4 protein-coding genes are annotated in these 4047 nt (G+C 44.3%); 2 read left to right on the top strand and 2 right to left on the bottom strand.

Annotated features, from left to right (window positions below; translation table 11 throughout):
* Positions 1-1237, bottom strand: a 1237-nt coding sequence (locus F8S12_RS31715) for a tetratricopeptide repeat protein (protein ID WP_196520283.1), incomplete at its 3' end; no start/stop codon positions are given.
* Positions 1238-1308: 71 nt separating this feature from the next.
* On the opposite strand from F8S12_RS31715, the gene F8S12_RS31710 reads away from it, so the two are divergent.
* On the top strand, positions 1309-1467 hold the full coding sequence (locus F8S12_RS31710; protein WP_196520282.1) for a hypothetical protein: 159 nt from the start codon (positions 1309-1311) through the stop codon (positions 1465-1467).
* A gap of 35 nt (positions 1468-1502) precedes the next feature.
* Here F8S12_RS31710 and F8S12_RS31705 read toward each other — a convergent pair whose 3' ends face one another.
* A complete protein-coding gene (locus F8S12_RS31705; RefSeq protein WP_196520281.1) occupies positions 1503-2153 on the bottom strand; it encodes a sigma-70 family RNA polymerase sigma factor in 651 nt (216 codons plus the stop codon).
* Positions 2154-2338: 185 nt separating this feature from the next.
* On the opposite strand from F8S12_RS31705, the gene F8S12_RS31700 reads away from it, so the two are divergent.
* Positions 2339-4027 (top strand): SulP family inorganic anion transporter, encoded by a 1689-nt coding sequence (locus tag F8S12_RS31700; protein ID WP_196520280.1) that lies wholly within the window; start codon positions 2339-2341, stop codon positions 4025-4027.
* Positions 4028-4047 lie beyond the last annotated feature (20 nt).

Here is a 4047-nt window from a genome sequence, read left to right as displayed (position 1 = left end):
GGAGTGGGGAGTGCTGAGTGCTGAGTGCTAAGTGCTGAGTGGGGAGTGGGGAGGAAGAATTTTGACTGGATGCTTGCAATACACCACTCTTGACTTTTGCTAGACTTTGTGAAAAATTCACGCGGGCGTAGATGCTAGCACGGCTGAGGGGAAGTTGGTCGAGTTGGGACTCAATCAACGGTAAGAGAGTTTGAACCTTTGCCCATTGTTGATCTTCAATGAGTAGTCCCAGGTGATTCAGTTGTGCTTGGACTTTTATTAGGGGTGGGGGAGATGCTTCGACTGTTTGTTGATAATAGGCGATCGCTTGTGGTTTATCCTGTTGTTTCAGGGCATTATTTCCCAAGCTGAACAGACTAGCCCCAATATCAGCGCTTGATTGCAGGTTTCGAGCAATCATCAAACTTTCTTCTAACGCTTGGTGTGACTTTTTCAAATCGCCCACTGCCAAAAGGGCATCACCGAGCGATCGCAAACTCACTGTTTTTTCTATGGAATCTGGTTGAGATTTTAACGTCTGACTTACCTGAGCCAGCGTTTTTACAGCACGAGGATAAAATCCTTGGGTTCGCCACGCCTGTGCTTGATTAATTAGCGATCGCACCACACCGCTTTTATTATCTACTTGCCTATAAATTTCTTCCGTCTGCTGCCAAGTTTTTAAAGCCGCCTCGGCCTGTCCCATTGTCAGTTGTAGACGACCTTGAATATCTAGTGTTTGGGCAAATATTTGCAGATTTTGGTTTTTATCCAGTGATTGGAGCAAATTTAAACTGTCTGTAATTGCCTGCTGCGCCTGACTCCATGCACCGAGCTGCTGGTAGGCTAAGGAAAGATTACTCAGAGTTGCTGCCAGTGTCAGACTCTCCCCTTGCTGCTTATATGCCTGGACAGCCTGTTGCAACACTTCTATTGCCTTGGCAAAGTTTCCGGCATTGTATAAAGCTTTGCCTTGTTGTTGTAGTAAGGCGGGGTCAGCGACCACAGCTAGCGATGTCAGACTGTTAATTTGCAGTTGGGATAAGGAATTAATTGAGCTAGGAATTTTTGCCAGCACGGGTGAACTGAGAACGCATAGCAAAGCCATCAAGAAGTGCAAAGATAAACTGATTAAGTAAAAAATTTTACTTTTTGCACGTCTGTGGCTACTACGCACGCACAATAAGCAACGCCCTGGGTGCTTTTGCCTTTCAATTTTTACAGAATTCGTGCCAAAAATCCTAGTTTTTTTAGTCATAAGTATGACAAAAGATAAGTGATAACCAGGAATATACAAGATTAATTGTAGGTGCTTAGGCTACCACGGTAATGTTACCATTCCTATCCCTTAGCTTCCACAATCTTATTTATTACCATCGGAAGAATATAGTGATTTCTAGCGATCGCTGGGAAATTTTATCAGCAAAGTCTAGTTCAAAAGCGATCGCTAACCTTAACCAAAAACCCACACTTAGAGCCAAAGGCTGATAAACATGGAGATGATCAAAAATAAACCTATACCCTTATAACAATCCCTCCAATTCAGCAAATTTACGCAAACGCGGTAGACACTGGCGCTGATAAAAACTGCTTAATGTCGGAATTGACAAGCCAAATTCTTCAGACAACTCTCTCCAGCTAACTTCCGGGGGTAGGCGTTTGAGAATTAACACCTGACAATTCACATCTGGATGCCCTTTAATATAAGTACCGCGCAGTTCTCCTTCAGAGTCTGTCTTAGTCCATATCTCCAATTCTTCTAAAATGGGAGGTGCTTGGGGGGTAGCTGGGAGGTTATCTACAGGGTTAATGATTTCACTTGTTCCACCCGATGTAGACTGACGAGTTCTAATAGGGACTGTTATGGCTTGTTCCCGGTTCTGGTTAAGGTAAAAGTCTTGTAGTCTCCTTTTTAGGTAAGCATTCAGCCAGGTGATGATACTACCATAAGTGGGGTCATAGGTTTGACCAGTCAAACCATCACAAACATTGCGGCAGAAATACAACCAAGTTTGTTGTAGTGCATCTTGATAGTACGGAGCATTTTCCCTCCAGAGTCTACGTGCTGTCAAGCGAATAATTTGTGTGAGCAGCTTTTGACGCTGAGGGCTTCCAATTGGGTGTCCACAAGCTTCAGTAACTAAGCAGCGTAGCTGTTCATCGAATTGAACCATGACAATATATCTTGGCGAAGAAAGCAAGAATATCTTAGTATTGCCCATAACAACACCCTAAAAATTACCCTTCGTCAAGATGCTGGATCTTTTTTTAACGGAAATGGGGCATGGGGCATTGGAAAGAATGGAATAACATCTGTGTGTACATCAATGAATTGTATATGAGAGTTGAAAATGACAATATGGCAACCTCTAATATCCAAGAAGAACCACAGGTTTTGCGTCTAGGCCGCTTGTTTCGTGAACTACGCGGCGATTTGACGGGAGGACTGACAGCAGCAGTAGTAGCCTTGCCTTTGGCTTTAGCCTTCGCAGTGGCAAGTGGTGTGGAACCAAAGGCGGGACTCTACACCGCGATTGTGACAGGAATTGTCGCGGCAATTTTTGGGGGTTCGCCGGTACAGATTACAGGGCCGACAGGTGCAATGGCTGTGGTTTTGGTGGGAATTGTCGCCAAGTACGGCATTGAGAAAGTTTGGATTGCTGGGGTGATGGCTGGGATTATCCAGGTTGCTTTGGGGATTGCCAAACTTGGACAGCTAGTGAAGTTTATTCCCTATCCAGTGACGGCAGGTTTTACTAATGGTATCGCCGTTATTATTTTTTGTGGTCAGTTAAATAATTTCTTTGGTTTACAATTACCGCGTAGCGAACATTTTTTGCCGGGACTTTGGCAAACCATAACTCACGCAGAAGCTTTAAATTGGGCTGCTGTTGGGTTGGTAATGCTGGTGATTGCAGCCCAGGTTTTGTGGTCTAAGATTAATCGGACAATACCAGGTTCTTTGGTGGGGTTGGTGTTAGCAACAGGGATAGCTGCTTATTTTCATCTAGATGTACCAACTATTGGAGCTATTCCGCAATCTTTACCGATGCCCCAAGGTATTCCCCACTGGAATAATTTTGGTTTGATTCGAGAACTAATTAATCCGGCTTTGGCTTTGGCAGCACTGGGAAGTATTGAATCGTTGCTATCGGCGGTGGTAGCTGATGGGATGACTGTGAGCGAGAAACACAATAGCGATCGCGAATTAATTGGTCAAGGATTAGCAAATATTATTGTGCCATTTTTTGGTGGCATCCCCGCAACGGGTGCGATCGCTCGGACTGTTGTTAATGTCCGTTCTGGCGGTAAAACCCGACTGTCTGGGGTAATTCACGGTGTTGCCTTAGCCGTAATTGTTTTAACTTTAGCACCCCTAGCAGCCCAGATTCCCTTAGCAGCACTTGCTGGCATTTTGATGGTGGTTAGCGTGCGGATGATTGAGTGGGAAGCTATTGGTTTATTAATACGTGCTACCTACTCCGATTTTGCTGTGATGATTCTCACCTGGCTAGTGACAATCTTGTTTGACTTAGTTCTCGCTGTCGAAGTGGGATTGATTGCCGCCGGAGCCTTATTCATTAAACGAATGAGCGAATTGAGCCTGGCCAAAATACCTGAAACCGAAGTGTTTCCCCCTGGTACTCCTCTGGAATTAGGCAAAGAAATTGCTGTTTATCGAGTAGATGGCCCCGTATTTTTTGGTGCTGCTGAACGGTTTGCTACCTTCCTCCGCGATGAACCAGAAGTGAAATATTTAATTCTACGGTTGCGGTATGTGCCAAATATGGACACAACTGGGTTAGTAGCCTTAGAGGATATTTACCACGACTTGGAACGGCACAATTGCCGTTTAATTCTCACAGGTTTACAACCCGAAGTTAAACAATTATTAGAACGTTCAGGATTGTTAAAAACAATTGGGTTATCAAATTGTTTTGAAACAACGACAGATGCAATTTGCTCGATCTCTCCTCAGATTGCAGGATGTTCTCAACCCATAGCGGCTGATTTTAAAACAAAAGAATTGATGGAATTAAATGATTGACAGGGGAGTGGGGAGTGGGG

Origin of the sequence: Nostoc sp. WHI (assembly GCF_015714725.1) — a bacterium.
Taxonomy (GTDB): Bacteria; Cyanobacteriota; Cyanobacteriia; order Cyanobacteriales; family Nostocaceae; genus Nostoc.
Note: the sequence above shows the minus strand (reverse complement) of the source record. Positions and strands in the feature narration are given on the sequence as shown.